Origin of the sequence: Desulfacinum infernum DSM 9756 (assembly GCF_900129305.1) — a bacterium.
GTDB classification, from domain to species: domain Bacteria; phylum Desulfobacterota; class Syntrophobacteria; order Syntrophobacterales; family DSM-9756; genus Desulfacinum; species Desulfacinum infernum.
Genome location: NZ_FQVB01000015.1, coordinates 59,922 through 76,372 on the forward strand (window position 1 = coordinate 59,922; position 16,451 = coordinate 76,372).

Here is a 16,451-nt window from a genome sequence, read left to right on the forward strand (position 1 = left end):
CGCAGGCGGATGGACCTATTGAGTAGGGGCGGGGTTTATCCCCGCCCGCTCTTCGCACGAAGATGAGAAGAATACAGCAAAAGAATCGCTCCATTTAGGAAACTCCAGCTTCCGCGGTGCGTCGGTTCGTAGAATCCTCGGGACACCCTCCTAGGAGCTTGTCTAAAAATGGCTCATTTGCCCCTTCCAACGTCCATCCGTCATCCCCGCGAAGCTTGTCCCCGGCTTGAACGGGGAGCGGGGATCCAGGGTTTCCGGCATCTTATGGACTCCCGCTTGCGCGGGAGTGACGGGTGGCGGCGTCCCCGGACACCCTTCTACGCGCTTTCGGCGTAGGGATTGTACCCGTAGGCGTTGATCTCCGCGATGAGCCGCGCCAGGCGGTCCAGCTCCGGCACTTCCTCCCGGTAATCCAGCAGCTGCGGATGGGTGTCGATGTAGGACGTGTCAAAATTCTGGTGGATGAAGTCCGGGTCCTCCACGATCTGCTTGTAGAACGGGATCGTGGTCTTGACACCCACGATGCTGAACCCGTCAAGGGCGCGACGCAGCCGGTCCACCGCTTCCCGCCAGGTGAACCCGTACACGGTGAGCTTGACCAGCATGGAGTCGTAATAGCGGGGAATTTCGTATCCCTGGTAGATGCACCCGTCCAGGCGCACGCCGTGGCCTCCCGGGGACTGGTAGATGCGGATGAGCCCGGGACTGGGCATGAACCCGTTTTTGGGATCTTCGGCGTTGATGCGCAGTTCGATGGCGTAGCCGCGCACCTGCACGTCTTCCTGCCGGAAGGACAGGGGCTCCCCGGCGGCGATCCGGAGCTGCTCGCGCACGATGTCCACCCCGGTGACCATCTCGGTGACCGTGTGTTCCACCTGGATGCGCGTGTTCACCTCCAGAAAGTAGTACTGGTCTTCGGAATCCACCAGGAATTCCACGGTTCCGGCGTTCACGTAATCGGTGGCTTGGGCCGCCCGGACGGCGTCGGCGCAGATCCGCTCCTCCACCAGGGCCGGCAGGCTGGCCGGAGCGATCTCGATCATCTTCTGGTGACGGCGCTGAATGGAGCAGTTGCGTGTGCCCAGGTGAATCACGTTGCCGTGGCCGTCGGCCAGGATCTGCACCTCCACGTGGCGCGGGTTTTGGAGGCCCTTTTCCAGGTAGATCCGGTCGTCCCCGAAGGCCATGCGCGCTTCCGAGCGGGCGAGCCGCAGTCCCTTGATCAGTTCCGCCGTGTCCTTGACCGCCCGAATTCCCCGGCCGCCTCCGCCGGCCACGGCCTTCACCATGATGGGAAAGCCGTGAAGCCGGGCGAATTCCAAGGCCTCCTTTTCCCCGTCCTGCCCTTCGGCCAGAACCCCGCTTCCCGGAATCACCGGGATGCCGGCTTCGGTCATGACCTTTCGGGCGATGACCTTGCTGCCCATGTCGGAAATCACCTGGGGGGGCGGCCCCACGAAGATGAGTCCGTTGTCGGTGCAGCGCTTGGAAAAGAGCGGGTTTTCCGCGAGAAAGCCGTAGCCCGGGTGGATGGCGTCGGCCCCCACGGCCTTGGCCGCCTGGATGATGCGATCGATGTCCAGATAGTCCTTGCGCGGCCCGGACCCGATGCACACCGCCTCGTCGCTCTTCATGATGTGCATGGCCGTCTTGTCGGTTTCCTCGTAGATCGCCACGGTCCGGATCCCCAGTTCCTGGGCCGAACGCATGATGCGAATGGCGATTTCCCCCCGATTGGCCACCAGAAGCTTTTTGAACATGGGCTGCCCTTTCGTTGCCATACAGGACCGCTCGGGCTCCGGACATGCCGGCGCCGGATCTCCAAACCTCTTTCATGGTCCAAGGGACCGGAAGACGATAATCCCTCAGGGTGAAGCGCGCCGTCACACGGCGGCTGCAGACGCGGCACGGAGAAGACCGTCGGCCATCTCGTGCGAGTGGCTAGCACTCATAGCATAGAGCCTTGGGGGGATCAACGGCGCAATGGCGGGGCTGTCTCAGGCATGCTCGAAAGGCGGGAACCCATGGACCGCGGAAGGAACCCCGTCCGCTTACGGCCGGGGAGCGGGCCGCCGCCTCTGTTCACGCCGTCGTCGGCTCATCTGGTTGAGATACTCGCGATCCAGCAGACTGCACTTGTAGGGCTTGATCACCTCGGTGACCTCCCACTTGGGCCGATTCACGTCCTGGAGAAGCTCCTTGATGCTGTTCCAATAGCCCGGGCTGTAGAACTCGCAGTCCTTGCCTTCATTAAAGAATTCACAATGCTGCTGGCTCACGTACTTTTCGTACTTCTTGCAGTATTTGATTTTCATCCAACTTCCTCCTTCTTTCTCCGAGCCCCCTTGGGTGAGGGGGCCGTGGAACGCTCGTACGGTATTTTAAGCACAAACCGTGCCGACGGCAAGGCGCCCCACCCCTTTTCCAGTACATATTTTCCTTTACAACGGGCCCGCAAGCCGCTATAAAGGCCACGGCTTTAGGCCAGTAGCTCGAACGGCTAGAGCACCGGACTCCAAATCCGGGGGTTGGGGGTTCGAATCCCTCCTGGCCTGCCAGAAAAAACAAGGGGTTGCAGCTTCACGGCTGTGACCCCTTTTTTCTTGCGCACCCGCCGCGTCCCTGGGAAAAGCTGCCCACCCCTCCCCGCACGCCGGCCGTAGAGACGAATCATCATTCGCCCCTACGGGTGCCTCTTGGCCCCCAAGACCTCTCAGCTCTCGCCGTGCAGGACTCCCGGAGCCGGCTGAATGTGACACCCGTTGGACGATTTCTTCCCTCCAGCGATCCGCGCCGGCGGGCATAGCGCCCGCCGCTACGAGACGCATTGCGCCCCTTGGGTAGGGGCGGGGTTCATCCCCGCCCGCCAACCCCGCAGCGACGAGAGAATCCGCCAAGGAAATCGCCCGATTTTATTTGCAACGCGACCTTGCTCCGTTCGTGTGCGCGTCCTGTAGGGGCGAATCATCATTCGCCCCTACAGGTGCTTCGTTTTCAAAGGTGTGCTTCATGCTTCGTTGGCACACGATCCCCGTGATGGGAGTCGAAGTGAAGGAGTAGCGCTTTCGGCGCCTTGGGGGAGCTTGTCCGAGAACGCCGGGGATGATCTCTTTTCCCGTAGCGCAGCCCTTTAGGGCTGCGGAGGAATCCCCCGCCGCCGGATGGCCCATCACATACGGCTGCCAACTTCAAGTGGTTACGATGCCCCTTCCCCGCGGCTACGAAAAGAGCGGCAATGCCCGGGCTATTCTGTCGGAGAGTTATTCTCCGAGAAGCTTCCGGAGCGGCCCCGACCGCGATCCGGATCGCCGGCAAGCCGGCTCCCACGGAAAACGTTTCTCGCTTCGCCCTGTCATCCGGGCGGGGCGGCGAGTCCCGCCACGACCGTTGGATGCGAAAACGAAAGGTGCTTGCCGTCTCACCGATAGGTGAAGGGAAAGTATCGGGCCGAGGCGGCAAGGATCTCCTCCAGCGCGTGGGCCCAGGAGCGGGCCGAGAGCAAGGGACGGAAATGGTCCTTCCAGAGAGGACCGTTTTCCAGGTCGGCGAGGATTTCCTCCACCGTTGTGCGAATCTTTTCCGCCGGAGCCAGGCCTTCTTTCCAGAGCCACGCCGCATGCAGCAGTCCCATGGGGCGGGCCGTCGGTCCCAATCGGCTGCAAAGCCGCAAACCCTGCTCCCAGGCCAGCCGCTTGCCTTCGGCATCGGTCAGTATGCGGCCGACATTCCACAGCCACAATTGCCAAGGGTGGCCTTCCAGACCTTTCCGGAGAAGGGATCGGCAAGCGGCCCGGTAACCCGGCGGAAATCTCCCGGTTTCGGCCCCGAAACGCGCCAGCGCCGCATGCTCATAAGGTGAAAGATCCGACTCTTTCCTCCCGAGATAACGCTGCAAGACGCCTTCCGCCTCTTCCAGCCGCCCGGCATCCAAGAGGGCATGGAGCAGATAATGGAGCTGGCGCTTACGGTCCTGTTGGAATGGAGGCACACCGTCCCCGCCGAAGGCCTCCAAGGCCAGGTCCACGTAGCGCCGGGTGTCCGCCAGGTAATCCGGCCCGCAAAATCCGTAGTTTTGGGCGATGGTGCCGTAGAGCTTGGCCAGCGCGGGAATCACCGGGACCGTGTCTCCCATACGCTGAGCGTCCCGGCACGATTCCAGCCTCCCGACGATCTCCTGGACGGGCTTTGAAAGCTGCGGATCGAACCGGTACAGGGCATGCCGTTCCGTGATGAAGCGCCGGTTCCAGAAGTCCCCCACCAGGTACAGCCCCCGGTCGAACACAACCACCGAATCGCACAGGGATTCGCAGCAGGCGGCCCAACGGGCGGCTTCGCCGGGATCGCCCCTTCGGGTGGCCACCGCCCAGGCGCATTGGGCCAGCCGGAAGGCCGCCACGGCGGAGATTTTCGCCAACCCGGCGACGACGGATTCATCCACTGGATCCAGAAGCTCCGCCAGCCAATGGACGGGCACGCTGGGGTCGCGGCTCATGCGCTCCAGTTGTTTTACGAAAGAGGCGGCATGGTCCGCATCGGTCCAAATCCGCCCCAGGGTTTCCCGGTACGTCCGTTGAAAACGGCTCCAGCCCGCCATCCGGGGATCCATGCGATGCACGCCCGCGGCCAGATCTTCCGGGGAACGCAGGCGGTCCAGATCCTTCAGGCGGCGCGAACCCCGTTCCCGCCGGCACGACTCCCAAAGATACCAAGCCGTCTGCAGGTCCCCGGCTTCCAGGAACTCCATACGTCCTCCGGCCTTGCGGTCCCGTGCCGCCTCGGCCGGGACGATCATGGCGCGGAACCCGAAACGGGCGGCGGCTTCCGTCTTGGCCTCCAGCCCCGCCACGGGAAGGATCCTTCCCGCTTGGTCCAGCGATCCGGTGGCGGCCACATCCCCCGGTTCACACGCCGCTCCCCTTCTCCGCTTGGCATCCAGCGCTCCCAGCAATACGGGAAGAGCCAGCGACGGCCCGCACATCCGGGGCTGAACGGCCGGGCCGCCCCCGGATGCCTCTGTTGGCGGCAAAAGAATGGGCAGGAAAAGAAGTCGGGCGTCCGCTTCGCTTTGCAGAAGCCGGTCCGCCAGAATCAAGGCCTCCCGGGCGTGGGGATCCAACATCTGCCGGCACCAGGGCGGAAACGGTTCCCGCGCCCCGAGCGGCGCCGCGCCCACCAGAGCCCACACCACATCCCCGCGATCACCGGACGCCACGGGAATGGGGACGACGGAAAGGGAGGCCTGACGGAGATCGGGCCAGTCGTCCGGCAGGCCCAAGAGAAGCGGGAGAGGAATCCCGGGAAGTTCCCCGAAAGCCCGGATCCCCTCGCGGCCCTTTCGGCCTATCCCGGCGGCCAGGCAGGACAGGGTCACCAGGCGCCCCACGTGGTCCGGAACCGCCTGAAGCAGCGCGTGAAGCTGCTCGGCGAATTCGCCTTCTTCCCGCGGCGCTCGAAAGAGCCTCGGATCGCGCACCTGCTCCAGGCGTTCTTCGAGACATCCCCAGGATTGCCAGACCAGGAGTTCGTCCAGGGACCAGCTGGAAAATTCCCTCATTTCGAGATCACCAGAAGATGGAGGTCCCCCGGTTCGGGATCCCTTCCCTCCAGATCCGGCGCTGGAAAAAGGAGGCGAAAGAATCCTGAGGAAGAATCCAGCGTAACTTCCCGCGGGGCAACGGATACGCCCGCCCACATCAAGCGGGCCTCCAATCGGGCTTTGGGACCGAGCGGGGATCGGATGCGCCCCCCCAGAAGGAGCCCTTCGGGAAGGCGCTGCCGGAAGGTGAGTTCCACCGGTACGGCTTCCAACACACCATCGCTCCGGCCGGGATAATAGAGGCGGGCGAACAGCGTGGTTTCTCCGGCCGCGGCCAGGGGCAGATACGCATCGGTCCAGGGGGCGACGACGAGATCCTCCAGGGAGGGTTCCCGGTCTCTTTCCAGCCGGATGTATCGGCTGAACCGATTCAGGAACTCCTGCTCATCCCGGGGAATGCCGTCTTCCTCCTGCCGCCCTTCCTCCGGCGTTTCCGCCAGCACTTCTTCCGCCAAACGCAGGGAGAAATAGGCGGACGTCTCCACTTCCAGGCGGCGGAAAGCCGCCACGTACGGGCTTTCCGGAGTGTCGTCCTCCCGTTCCGACCCCGCCGCACCGGGGTCCGGCCTTTTCCTCACGGCCCGGAGAACGCCCTCCAACACGGCCCCGGGCACCATCCGGACGGCCGGGCCCAGCCGGTCGACGGGCGCCGGGAAAGAATTCCACGATTCCGCAAAGAGGCCGGGCGCCAGTTCCACGTCTCCCGGGCCGGCGAGACGGGGGAAGTCGTGAACCAGGCACACCCTCACCGCCCCGGCCATTCCGGGCAGGGGCTCCAGAACCAGCACCAGCGGGGACCTGTAATATCGCCCGCGGGGGCCCCAACCGCCCAGGACCGCGGAAAGGGCGCGAACGTCTCCCGGCCGCACCGCCCCGCGCTCTGCGGCCTCTTCCCCGGCCGAAATGGGCGGTTCCGGCTCGACGCCCAGCTCCATCAGCAGATCCCGTTCATCCCGGCAAAAAAAACACGAGGCCAGATGGAAGGCCAGGGCTTCGTCGGGGTGCTGTTCGGCCAGGATCTCCGCCGGGGGACAGCCCCGCACCCGCACGGCCTCCTCCAGGGCGGCCCGCAAAAGATCAGGCCTCAGCCGATCCGTCGTCATGGATGCCTCATTTGCGTCTATTGGCGTTCATTCGCGGTTCTCTTTCACACTATCCTTACGGCTCCGGTTTCCTTCCTTACAGGCCCGGATCACCTCTTCCACGAAGGCGGCCCAGAGGGTCTTGTCCAGATCCGGCGGCGACAGCCCCGGCCAAAGGAGGCAAAAGTCGGCCATGCGATCCTCCAGGCTCGAAAGCAGGTACTTCACCCCGGAAGGCCCGCCGTAGCCCAGCTCCCGGGCCACCGCCGCCAGGGACATCTCCCGGCCGTAACGGGCGAAAAAGGCCTGCTTCTCCCGCTCACTCCAGGCCGCGGTGAGCGTAAGGGCCAGTTCCGGCAGCCGAGCCGCCGTGGCGGCCTGCTCCTGGGTGGCCTCCACGGGAAGGTCCCGGTCCGGAGCCGGACCGTCTTCCTCTCCCGGTGCCTGTCCCGCAAGAGAGACCTGTGTGGGGGCCGGGGCCATATCCAGGTGGCACACCAGGTATCGGGTGAGCTCCCGGACGGGAAGCCAGCACGGGCCGCCCAAGCGATCCCGTGCCTCCCGCCAGAAAAACCGCGCCGCCTGCACCACGGCGGTGTGACTGAGCGCGGATTCTTCCGGCCCGTCCGCCGGGGGTGGCGGCCAGTCCTGGTAGGGAATCTGCGTGAGTCGGCCCAGGTCCGCTTCCGGAAGGTCGCCTTCTTCCAGAGCAAAGAAGGAACCGGCCCTTTGGGCCTTGGTTCGGACGCCGGGCTCGCTCTGCAGGCACTGGCGCACCCGCCGGTAGAGGGCCCGGTGGGGATCCGTCCGCTTGGTGCGCACTTCGTCCCGAAGCCGGTTCACGTAGCGGCTGGAAATGAAGAGGGCCACGCGGTCCGCCCCCTGGGCTCGAAGCGCCTCCAGGCAGGTGCTCTCATCCCACACGGCGGCCTGATCCCGTGCGAAAACCCACAGTTCGTTGACCAGCTCCTGCACGCACCGGCGGCCCCATTCGGGAGACGATTCCTTCAGTCCGCCGTCCGGGAGAACCGACAGCGGAATCCCGTAGCGGGGCACCGCTCGCACCACCCGCACCGCCGCCCTGCGGAGCACGGGGAAACATTCCCGGGATTCCAGCCAGGAGCTCCAGTTCATGGGCTTTCCACCTGTTCCAGGCAACTTTCCGGAACCCGGCCCCAAAAGCGCAAAGAAACCCAAAAGGCGGGATCCCGCGGGAGAAGAAAGGCGCACTCTTCCACCAGGTAAGACGTTTTTTCCATGGTTCGCCCCGTGATTTCCAGAACACACCCTTCGCGAATGCAGCGTCTCGCGTTCCAGCGCTTGGTGGAGCAAGGGCAGACCCGAACCGCCCCGGGATCCGTGCTGAGAACGAAAATCGGATGGGTACCTCGACTCCGCGCACCCCCGGCGGGAAACGTTCCGGTGATCCGCTCCACGTGCGGGTCCCGAGCCCCTCCAAAAAACATTCTCTCCTTCCAATGGACCGGCCCGAGTCGAACAAGGGACGACGCCAGCTCTTCCAGCTTGGGTTCCGGGTAGAGCCTTTCGGGCGCACGCCAAAACGCGTCGGGATCCTTGAGTCGGGACATCATGCCGTCGCACCGTGGTTGATGGGTTGCTTTCGGGCCATAAAAGCAGAAATTCACAAACCGCACAAGAGCAGGCGGAAGCGCCCTTTGAAAACCTCCTTTCCGAAGCCGTAGAGCGGGATATGGAAAGGACGACGGGACCCGGCGGGGTCCCCCGGCGGAGAAGGCAGGCTACGGGAGGATGGCCATGGGAGCGGACTGCGGCTGGGTGGACGATGAGACACATCGCGCGGCCATGGATTATTTGGAGCGCGAGGGGCTGGGGATGCCGTCCGCGGCGAGCACGGGCGTTCGAGCCGGGGAGATCATCGTGGGCGTGTGCGAGTGCAACTGGGGGCTCACCATCCGAGTGGCCCGGGACTTCGCTCCGTGCTACAGTCCGGTCTTCACGTGCCGCCATTGCCTGGAGGACGCGTTCAACCTTCACAACTTTGTGGTGTTCCGTCCCGAATGCCGGGAGGCTCAGCCCCGGCCGTTTGGAAGATGAGTGACTGTGGCGCCTTGCGGTGCTCCCGGGAAGAGCCCTGGGGCGGCCTGGCCATTCCTCCACGCGGGGGGCTCCAGGGCGACCACGACCGGTAGGCTCCATGTACCCGTCCACTCCAACGGAGGATTCCACCCCATGCCTTCTCTTCTCGTCCTTTTCAACCACACCCTGACGGAGCAACAACTTCATGACGCGGAGAACAGCTTGGGCATAACGCGTTTCGTGGAACCGCCCCCTTCGGTTCGAGCCCTTTGGTCTTCCATCCCCGCCGATGCGGAGGCTCTGGAGCCCCTGCTGGAACCGGTTCGACGATGGATCGACGCCGCCGCCGTCCCCGGAGACCACGTGCTGGTGCAGGGGGATTTCGGCGCCACCTATCTCATGGTGAACCATTGTCTGGAACGGGGACTCGTGCCCGTCTATGCCACCACCAGGCGGAAGGCCACCGAGGAACTCCTCCCGGACGGATCCGTGCGGTTGACCCACAACTTTGAGCACCGGCGCTTTCGGCGGTACGGTCTTTGAGCGGCATTCCAACGACGGCCGCGACCGTTGAGGCCGCGTGTTGACTCCATGGCGTGCGGCCCCGGGGTGGACCACCTCCCCTGAACATGGCTTTCCCATGGGCCTGAAATACCCGTTGCAGAGGACCTCCGGGGTTTTTGGCCCCGTGAAGCTAACCGGCTGAATATACTCAGCACAGCGAAAAGAGGTCCTCTGCACCTTAAACTCATAGTACTTTCGGGCAGATAAGAATCTTCGGCGGCCCGTGTGTCCATTTTTTCAACAGCCAAAGCCCGACCCTCGCGGGAGGTGCTCTGCAGCGGCCCTCTCGGGCTAGACACCATGCGGGTTTTCAGCTATAGAGTCCGAAGGCAGGCCCCGATTTGAGGGGATTGAGACTTCCTTATGCCTTCCCGGATCTCCTTCATTTTCTTCGTCCGAAGGCAGGCCCCGATTTGAGGGGATTGAGACGGGTGATCCGGTGCCCCGCTCCCCTCCACTGCCACCGTCCGAAGGCAGGCCCCGATTTGAGGGGATTGAGACCCGGTTAACCCCGGAACCGGCCACGAAAAGACCATGGGGTCCGAAGGCAGGCCCCGATTTGAGGGGATTGAGACTCGCCGGGGACGTTCACGTCCTCTAGAATCCCTTTGAAGGTCCGAAGGCAGGCCCCGATTTGAGGGGATTGAGACTAGTCCGGGCAGGGAAAGCCGTTTGTGCAGGCTTCGCAGTCCGAAGGCAGGCCCCGATTTGAGGGGATTGAGACACCGGTCCCGTCGACATCCGGGACCGGTCCACGGACTGTCCGAAGGCAGGCCCCGATTTGAGGGGATTGAGACTGGGGCGGACCCAAGCTCTGTGCCCGCGGTCCGTTCTGGTCCGAAGGCAGGCCCCGATTTGAGGGGATTGAGACTCCGTCATCTCTTTCCCTCCATCGCATATATTATACACGTCCGAAGGCAGGCCCCGATTTGAGGGGATTGAGACTTGAACCTGCTTGAATCAGCAGGTTCTTGGCCTTGTTAACCGTCCGAAGGCAGGCCCCGATTTGAGGGGATTGAGACAATTCTTCCTCCGAGCAGGGCGAACCGTCTGCCCGGGTCCGAAGGCAGGCCCCGATTTGAGGGGATTGAGACGCTCAAAATTAACCCGAAGCCCTTTGTGAAGGCTTCGGGGTCCGAAGGCAGGCCCCGATTTGAGGGGATTGAGACAAAAACGCCACACCTCTCCACGTCGTTTGAGCTGGGTCCGAAGGCAGGCCCCGATTTGAGGGGATTGAGACGTGAATTCACCACAAGCGGAGCAGTATGAGAACTCCGCGTCCGAAGGCAGGCCCCGATTTGAGGGGATTGAGACTATTCCTGTTCCTGCTCCTGCTCCTGATTAGGCATAGTCTGTCCGAAGGCAGGCCCCGATTTGAGGGGATTGGGGTGTGGAAACCCCACGGCATCTCAGCAAAAGGGTTTCAAATGCTCTTTGCGGGTAACCGGGGGAGACGGCGGTTATCTTTCGGAGCGCAGGGTTCGGCCTTGGGAGGACGGTCGGTGAGGGGCTCGGCGAATTAACTCATCCAAAAGCACCGGTCGGTCTTCGCTAAAGTCTTTTAGGAAATCTGGATCGATCAGTTTCAAGGTGGAGAATGCCTCTTCGGGAAACGTTCTGAGGCGCACGGCAAGGATGTCGTCGCTGAAGCAGGCCTTCTTCTGCGCCGCATCGAGGATCTCCGCCCAGGAGAAGGCATAGAATTTCCAAATCAGATAGACGTCGAAAACATCCTTGGGATCGTCTCTTGCGACGACGGCGGTCAACTTGTTGGCCAGAATGTTCTCAATGTTATCGATGACGCGCCCTTCAGGAGTCACAACGACTTCCTTCCATCTCGGGGCATGCTCATTGACAAAATCAACCTGCAAGAAATCATTGATTCTGAAGCGGGCGAAGTCTTTCGACTCCACCTCCACCCGCACACGATGCCTCTCGGCAAGTCTCAATCGTACCCTTCGAAGCGCAAAAGGATATCTAGCCGAAGAATCTGCGAAAAAATCCAGGTCGTCGGAATACCGCTTGGCCTTGTAGAACCGGCTGAGACAAGTGCCGCCGGTCAGATAGAAGATGTTTTCGCTCGCAAAGACGACGTCCAAAACCTCATCCTGCAAGCGATACAAGGCCCGGTAATCTACAATACCCATTGCAACTCTTCGGCGGTCAGGGGTTGATCGAAAAACCACGCCTCCACCATGTTCTTTCTGAGGGCTATATGCTCACGGTTAAAGGCCGGCACCTGGTATTCTTCCAGCATCTTCTTCAATTCGTCTCTGTCGAATAGAGACATATCTTCCAACAGGCGCGTGCTGTTGCCGAGGATCTTCTCGAAAAGGAATCTTTTCCGGCCCAGGTCATGCCCCGCCAGAATGGTCAGAAGGTCCTCTTCGGATACCTCGTGGTCCCAAAAGCATTCTCTGATGATTCTTCTGAGGTCTGCCATGAAACGGATCCTCCCATGACCCAGGAATCATAGGAGATCGCGCAAGAGAAATCAAACGAGAGCTGAAACCGTAATGGCGCATGGCTCGGGGTGGTCAAAATTCGGTTGCCACACATGGTCAATTTTCGGTTGTCACTCCGAGCCGGCATCGCTGGGGGGGTTAAAGACAGCCGTCCGAAACGGTCTCGACAACAACGGTTGGCGCGGAAAATCCCTGGTTCTTTCTAAAAAAGGCCACGCGGGAGCCGTTATCCAGCTCAAAGGCGATGAACTGGATAACGGGAGGCTCCCATGAAGAGAACAGCACTGATGCTTACGGTTTTGGTCTTGTTTTCCGCCGGCTGCGCAAGCAAGGAGATCCTGAAGCAGAAATACATTCAGGACATGGCGGCTCGCATCGACATGGGTTCCGTTCAGGACAGGGCCCAATTCCAAAGGGATCTGGCCACCTGCGCCGACCTCGCGGCCGAATGGCACTGCCGGGCCCAGAACGAAGCCATGGCCAACGGCCTGGCGGGGGCCCTCCTGGGCGCCGGGCTCGGCTACGGCTTGGGCCGCGCCTGGGGTGGACATAACGATGCGGGATGGACAGCCACCGGGGCGGCCGCGGGTGCGGCGGGAGGCATGGGATCCGTTACCAACCATGCCGACACCGTGTTCAAGAACTGCATGCAGAATCGGGGCTATAAACTCCTCTGGTAACCGATGGGGGAAGTTCTCAAAGGCTGAAACAAGCGCCAAAGGTGATGAGAGTCCTGCACATTCGTGGTATTCTGCCGATTACACGACGGCCAAGAAGGTGCGACCACGTCCATACTTCCATTGAGGCAGCGGATAGCCCATGGCGCACGTTCTCATCACCACGTTGGGAAGAAACTGGGAGATCGTTCCGGAAATCCTCGGGTGGACCAACCCGGATTTGGTGGACCTCTACGCAAACCATCCCAACCGGGACGAATTGGAGACCCTTCGGGCCGAGTACGGCATCGAACCCGTTGAAATCCTCTGGATCATCACCACCGATGATTTGGAGATCGGAAAGGCACTGGAACGGCTCAATGCCTGGCGACAGGCCGTGGGGACCTGCCGTGTCCGGTTCCGGGTGGTTCGGGTGAGTGGGATTCACGACCTGTCGTCTCTTGCCGAATGCCGCCGGATGAGAGAGGCCATCCACCAGGTGGTCCTTCGCGGATCCGCGGAAGCGGGCGCGGAAGGCTCTCTCGTGCTGTCCCTCACCGGCGGCCGCAAGACCATGAGCAGCGACATGCAGGCCGCGGCCGCCTTTTTCGGGTGCCGCGCCCTGGTCCATATCGTGGGCCGGGACGACAAGCTGTCACACTTTAGAAAACTGGACGTCCAAGACTTCTGCAAGCCTTTACCGCCGGCGCTCGCCGACGCCGCCACCCCCGTGGTGGTGGGTCGGCATGCCCCCAGCCCCCTCCTGGATTATCCGGATCCCCGCGAAGAGCCCCTGTCGGATTGCCTCCAGGAAAGCCTTCGAACCGATCCGGCCCCCCGTTCCCTCTGGGCGGATCACAGCCTGTGCGTGGAAGACACCCGCCTGCTCGATGCCCTGGAAAACCGCCTGAGGGCCGCCTCCAACCTGGCGGCCAACCACGCCAGCCGCATCATCCAGCAGGAAACCTCGGCCAACTTCCTGGCTCTCTACAGCCTGCCTCCCCGGGAGATCCAAAGGCTCAAGGAGGTCGTGGTGGGCGCCGACCCGGACCCGCAGCGGCAGGAAGCGGAACTGGACCTGCTTCGCCGGCTTCCCAAGGCCGAACTCCACTGCCACCTGGGAGGCGTGCTGACCGTCGGGGAAATCATCCAAGTGGCCGACTCCGTCCGGGAAAGAATCGAGGAATACCGGACGAACCTCCAGCCGTGGCTCGAGCGGCGGAAATCCCGCCTGGAAAACGAGGATCCCGACCGCTTGAGGGAAACGATCCAATGGAAGGAATTGCGACGGCCCGTTTCGGGCGTGCCCGAGCCGCTTCCCGTGGCCGCCTTCCTGCTTCTTTTCGAGTCCTGCCCGCACGTTCTGGAGAAGATGATCTACGGCAGGTACCTGAAGGAAGAAAACTTCGTGGGCATCGGATTCGAAGACTACGAGCGCCTGGGCGATCTTCAGGGATCGGCCCTGCTGCAGTGCGAAGAAACCCTTCGGGCCACCTGCCGAATCCTGGGCCACAAGGCCCGGGAACACAACGTGCTCCACCTGGAAGTGCGCTGTTCTCCCAAGAACTACACGCGAGGGGGTTTGAGCCCGGCGCGCGTACTTGAAATCATTGCGGACGAATTGGCCCGAAGCGGCCCGGAATCCACCGTGCTGCTTCTCATCGGCAGCCGCCACCGGGACTTGACGGCGCTCAAGGAAAACGTGGCCTTGGCCCAAGAGATCTTGGCGAACGCCGGTGCGGCCTCCCGGATGCTGGTGGGCTTCGATCTGGCCGGGAACGAAAAGGCTCTGGAGCCGGCGAAAGTACGTGAGGCCTTCCTGCCGCTCATGGAACGGTGCCTGCACGCCACGATCCATGCCGGGGAGATCGCGGACGCTTCCAGCATTTGGCAGGCGGTCTATCATCTCAACGCGGAACGCATCGGGCACGGCCTCACTCTCCAAGGGAATCCGGGCCTTCTGGAGCGGTTCCGAGACCGGCGGATCGCCGTGGAGATGTGCCCTGCCAGCAACTGCCAGATCGTGGGCTTTCGGGACGCTCATCTGCCCGGCACGGCTTCTCGGCCGGTCTATCCCCTGTCCACGTATCTGAGGAAGGGGCTTCGAGTCACGGTCAACACAGACAACCCGGGGATCTCGCGGACCGACTTTTCCCGGGAATACCAGCGGGCGGGGCGCCTCAGCCCGGGAGGACTGAGCCTCTGGGACCTTCTGCTGCTCATCCGAAACGGCTTCAAGGCGGCCTTCACCGAGGCCCCCAGGCGCCACGATCTCCTTCGAAAGGCGGAAAACAGGATCCTTCACGTGCTGGAAAGAGGCTTTGAGCTATGAGCTTGGAAGAACAAGTCTTGTGTGTCCCGCGGCAGGCTTTGCCGGCCGCCTGGCTGGAACGACGGGCCGCTCTGGCCCTTCCCTACGAACGCTGTCTTGAGGTCCTGGACGCGGCGGGCTGCTGCTACAAGGCCCGAGGAGAGGTGGAAAAGGATCCGCGCTACAAGCAGATCATCCCTTACGCGGTGGTCCTGGATCCCCGGGATTCCAGGGTGGGTTGTTATCAGCGCAAGGGCTCGGAAAAGAGACTCCATGGAAGGGCCTCGGTGGGACTGGGTGGCCATGTGATCCGGGAAGACGCCCTTGCGGCCTCCAACGGCCTGGCGTCGGTGCTGGCATGCGGCCTGCGCCGGGAACTTTCCGAGGAATTTGCCATTCTACCCGAACCCTACCGGTTGACCTTTCGGGGAATCATCAACGAGGAGGAATCGGCCGTGGGAGAAGTGCACCTGGGACTCGTCTTCCGCATGGACGTTTCGACCCCGCAAGCCCTCCGGCCCGGCGCCGAACTCCATCGGTTTCAGTGGGTCCCCCTTTCCCAGGCGGGCCGGCATCCCCTGGAGCTTTGGTCCCGGCTGGCCCTCGAAATTCTTTAGAGGGTTGTCCGTAAACGAGCAGTTGCGTTCGCCTGTAAAGCCCCCGAAATCCTGTACACGGTTTTGCACAAAATTCATGCCGCCTTCTCCAAAGGCACGCTGGCAGTGCGCACTTGGGCGGGGGTGGCATAGCCATGCCGCTCAAGGAGCCAGAGTTCATTGAACCGTTCCTTGAACTCGAGCAAAGCCTGACGGAGTTCCGCGTTGGGCCACGTCGCCCGTGGCCGCATGGATGGCCGTTCTTTGGCCACCCGGAAAAGAAGGTCTCCAGCCGCTGAAACCTGAATTGGACGGTTCTTTCTCATGGACAGGTCCTGAAGGGCGGGCGTAAAGCCCGCCCCTACAAAAAGCCCCGGACCCATTGGGTAGGGGCGGGGTTTATCCCCGCCCGCTAATCACGCGGTGTAAGAGACACCCGAAGAAAAAATCGCTCAGATTAGGTGAAAGATAGGTGCAGCCGTCCTCTCCGTCTTCCACCGGCGACCTCAGTTCGGGGCGCCCTTTCAACCAGGATTCCACATCGACGCTCTTTCGGTGTTCTTCGTCGATCCACTGGAAAAAACCCTTGTTTTGGACGACGAACCCGTCATCCCAGGTAAGCGGCAGGCGGGGAAGGCGCACCAGTTCCCGGTGCAGCTCGTGAAGGTAGACAACCTCGATTCCCAGCAGGGCTCCCATGAGGTTGAGGAAAGCTGTCTCGGCCTTGAATCCGCCGGTGGCTCATAAGGTCGTTTGAAACCCCTTTTTCCGGCCCTCGTGGACCTGACGGATCGCAGCATCCACCAGGGCCTTAAGCCCGGATGTGAACTGGGCCGCCCCGTAACCAAGCTTGCCGATGTGGACGAACACTGTATCCCTGACTTTCCCGTCATAGAATGTCTTGAGCCGCTCCGCACAGTAACGGCCCTCGGGAGTATCGGAATGCAACAACACGAGGCTGTCCCTTTCGGCAAGCTCGAGCTTGGCCAGGGTGTTGGTCCCGGCGCTGGCCGCAGCGGCGTCGGCCGTGCTCAACCAGCGGTCTACTTCATCGGCGGCAGGCAACGGATCTTGGTTCCGCGGATTCCAGCCGCCCTAGGGACGGTTGTCACGGTTGGTCAGA

General features: G+C 62.4%; 13 protein-coding genes, 1 tRNA gene, 1 pseudogene and 1 CRISPR repeat array. Of the genes and pseudogenes, 6 read left to right on the plus strand and 9 right to left on the minus strand.

Annotated features, from left to right (window positions below):
* Window positions 1-317: 317 nt before the first annotated feature.
* Window positions 318-1,760 (minus strand): acetyl-CoA carboxylase biotin carboxylase subunit, encoded by a 1,443-nt coding sequence (locus tag BUB04_RS08790; protein ID WP_073038629.1) that lies wholly within the window; start codon window positions 1,758-1,760, stop codon window positions 318-320.
* A 291-nt stretch (window positions 1,761-2,051) separates the two neighbouring features.
* A complete protein-coding gene (locus BUB04_RS08795; protein ID WP_073038630.1) occupies window positions 2,052-2,315 on the minus strand; it encodes a hypothetical protein in 264 nt (87 codons plus the stop codon).
* A gap of 166 nt (window positions 2,316-2,481) precedes the next feature.
* Between BUB04_RS08795 and BUB04_RS08800 the strand changes: the two genes are divergently transcribed.
* A tRNA-Trp gene (locus BUB04_RS08800) sits at window positions 2,482-2,558 on the plus strand.
* Between the two features lie 860 nt (window positions 2,559-3,418).
* Here BUB04_RS08800 and BUB04_RS08805 read toward each other — a convergent pair.
* The 4 genes from BUB04_RS08805 to BUB04_RS08820 are packed head-to-tail and all read right to left on the minus strand — an operon-like array spanning window position 3,419 to window position 8,270.
* On the minus strand, window positions 3,419-5,554 hold the full coding sequence (locus tag BUB04_RS08805) for a S16 family serine protease (RefSeq protein ID WP_073038631.1): 2,136 nt from the start codon (window positions 5,552-5,554) through the stop codon (window positions 3,419-3,421).
* On the minus strand, window positions 5,551-6,699 hold the full coding sequence (locus BUB04_RS08810; RefSeq protein ID WP_073038632.1) for a hypothetical protein: 1,149 nt from the start codon (window positions 6,697-6,699) through the stop codon (window positions 5,551-5,553). The genes BUB04_RS08805 and BUB04_RS08810 overlap by 4 nt, the downstream gene beginning before the upstream one ends.
* Window positions 6,700-6,726: 27 nt before the next feature.
* Window positions 6,727-7,812, minus strand: coding sequence for a hypothetical protein (locus BUB04_RS08815; protein ID WP_073038633.1), 1,086 nt, complete (start codon window positions 7,810-7,812; stop codon window positions 6,727-6,729).
* On the minus strand, window positions 7,809-8,270 hold the full coding sequence (locus tag BUB04_RS08820; RefSeq protein ID WP_073038634.1) for a hypothetical protein: 462 nt from the start codon (window positions 8,268-8,270) through the stop codon (window positions 7,809-7,811). Before BUB04_RS08820 ends, BUB04_RS08815 begins: the two co-directional genes overlap by 4 nt.
* Window positions 8,271-8,454: 184 nt before the next feature.
* On the opposite strand from BUB04_RS08820, the gene BUB04_RS08825 reads away from it, so the two are divergent.
* Window positions 8,455-8,754 (plus strand): hypothetical protein, encoded by a 300-nt coding sequence (locus BUB04_RS08825; RefSeq protein WP_073038635.1) that lies wholly within the window; start codon window positions 8,455-8,457, stop codon window positions 8,752-8,754.
* Between the two features lie 135 nt (window positions 8,755-8,889).
* Entirely contained in the window at window positions 8,890-9,279 is a 390-nt protein-coding gene (gene csx20 / locus BUB04_RS08830) for a CRISPR-associated protein Csx20 (RefSeq protein ID WP_073038636.1), read from the plus strand.
* A gap of 342 nt (window positions 9,280-9,621) precedes the next feature.
* Window positions 9,622-10,690: direct repeats of the CRISPR family, unit length 36 nt; unit sequence GTCCGAAGGCAGGCCCCGATTTGAGGGGATTGAGAC.
* 70 nt (window positions 10,691-10,760) lie between these two features.
* Here csx20 and BUB04_RS08835 read toward each other — a convergent pair.
* Entirely contained in the window at window positions 10,761-11,447 is a 687-nt protein-coding gene (locus BUB04_RS08835) for a nucleotidyl transferase AbiEii/AbiGii toxin family protein (protein ID WP_073038637.1), read from the minus strand.
* Window positions 11,435-11,743 (minus strand): hypothetical protein, encoded by a 309-nt coding sequence (locus tag BUB04_RS08840; RefSeq protein WP_073038638.1) that lies wholly within the window; start codon window positions 11,741-11,743, stop codon window positions 11,435-11,437. Before BUB04_RS08840 ends, BUB04_RS08835 begins: the two co-directional genes overlap by 13 nt.
* A 291-nt stretch (window positions 11,744-12,034) precedes the next feature.
* Between BUB04_RS08840 and BUB04_RS08845 the strand changes: the two genes are divergently transcribed.
* The 3 genes from BUB04_RS08845 (at window position 12,035) to BUB04_RS08855 (ending at window position 15,349) form a co-directional block, all read left to right on the plus strand.
* A complete protein-coding gene (locus BUB04_RS08845) occupies window positions 12,035-12,445 on the plus strand; it encodes a hypothetical protein (protein ID WP_143156422.1) in 411 nt (136 codons plus the stop codon).
* A 139-nt stretch (window positions 12,446-12,584) separates the two neighbouring features.
* The gene (locus tag BUB04_RS08850; protein ID WP_073038640.1) at window positions 12,585-14,753 is read left to right on the plus strand and encodes an adenosine deaminase family protein; all 2,169 of its coding nucleotides are present in this window, start codon (window positions 12,585-12,587) and stop codon (window positions 14,751-14,753) included.
* The gene (locus tag BUB04_RS08855; protein ID WP_073038641.1) at window positions 14,750-15,349 is read left to right on the plus strand and encodes a hypothetical protein; all 600 of its coding nucleotides are present in this window, start codon (window positions 14,750-14,752) and stop codon (window positions 15,347-15,349) included. Before BUB04_RS08850 ends, BUB04_RS08855 begins: the two co-directional genes overlap by 4 nt.
* Window positions 15,350-15,727: 378 nt before the next feature.
* Here the strand turns inward: BUB04_RS08855 and BUB04_RS19820 are convergent.
* A pseudogene (locus BUB04_RS19820) lies at window positions 15,728-16,393 on the minus strand (putative CRISPR-associated protein).
* Window positions 16,394-16,451: the final 58 nt, after the last annotated feature.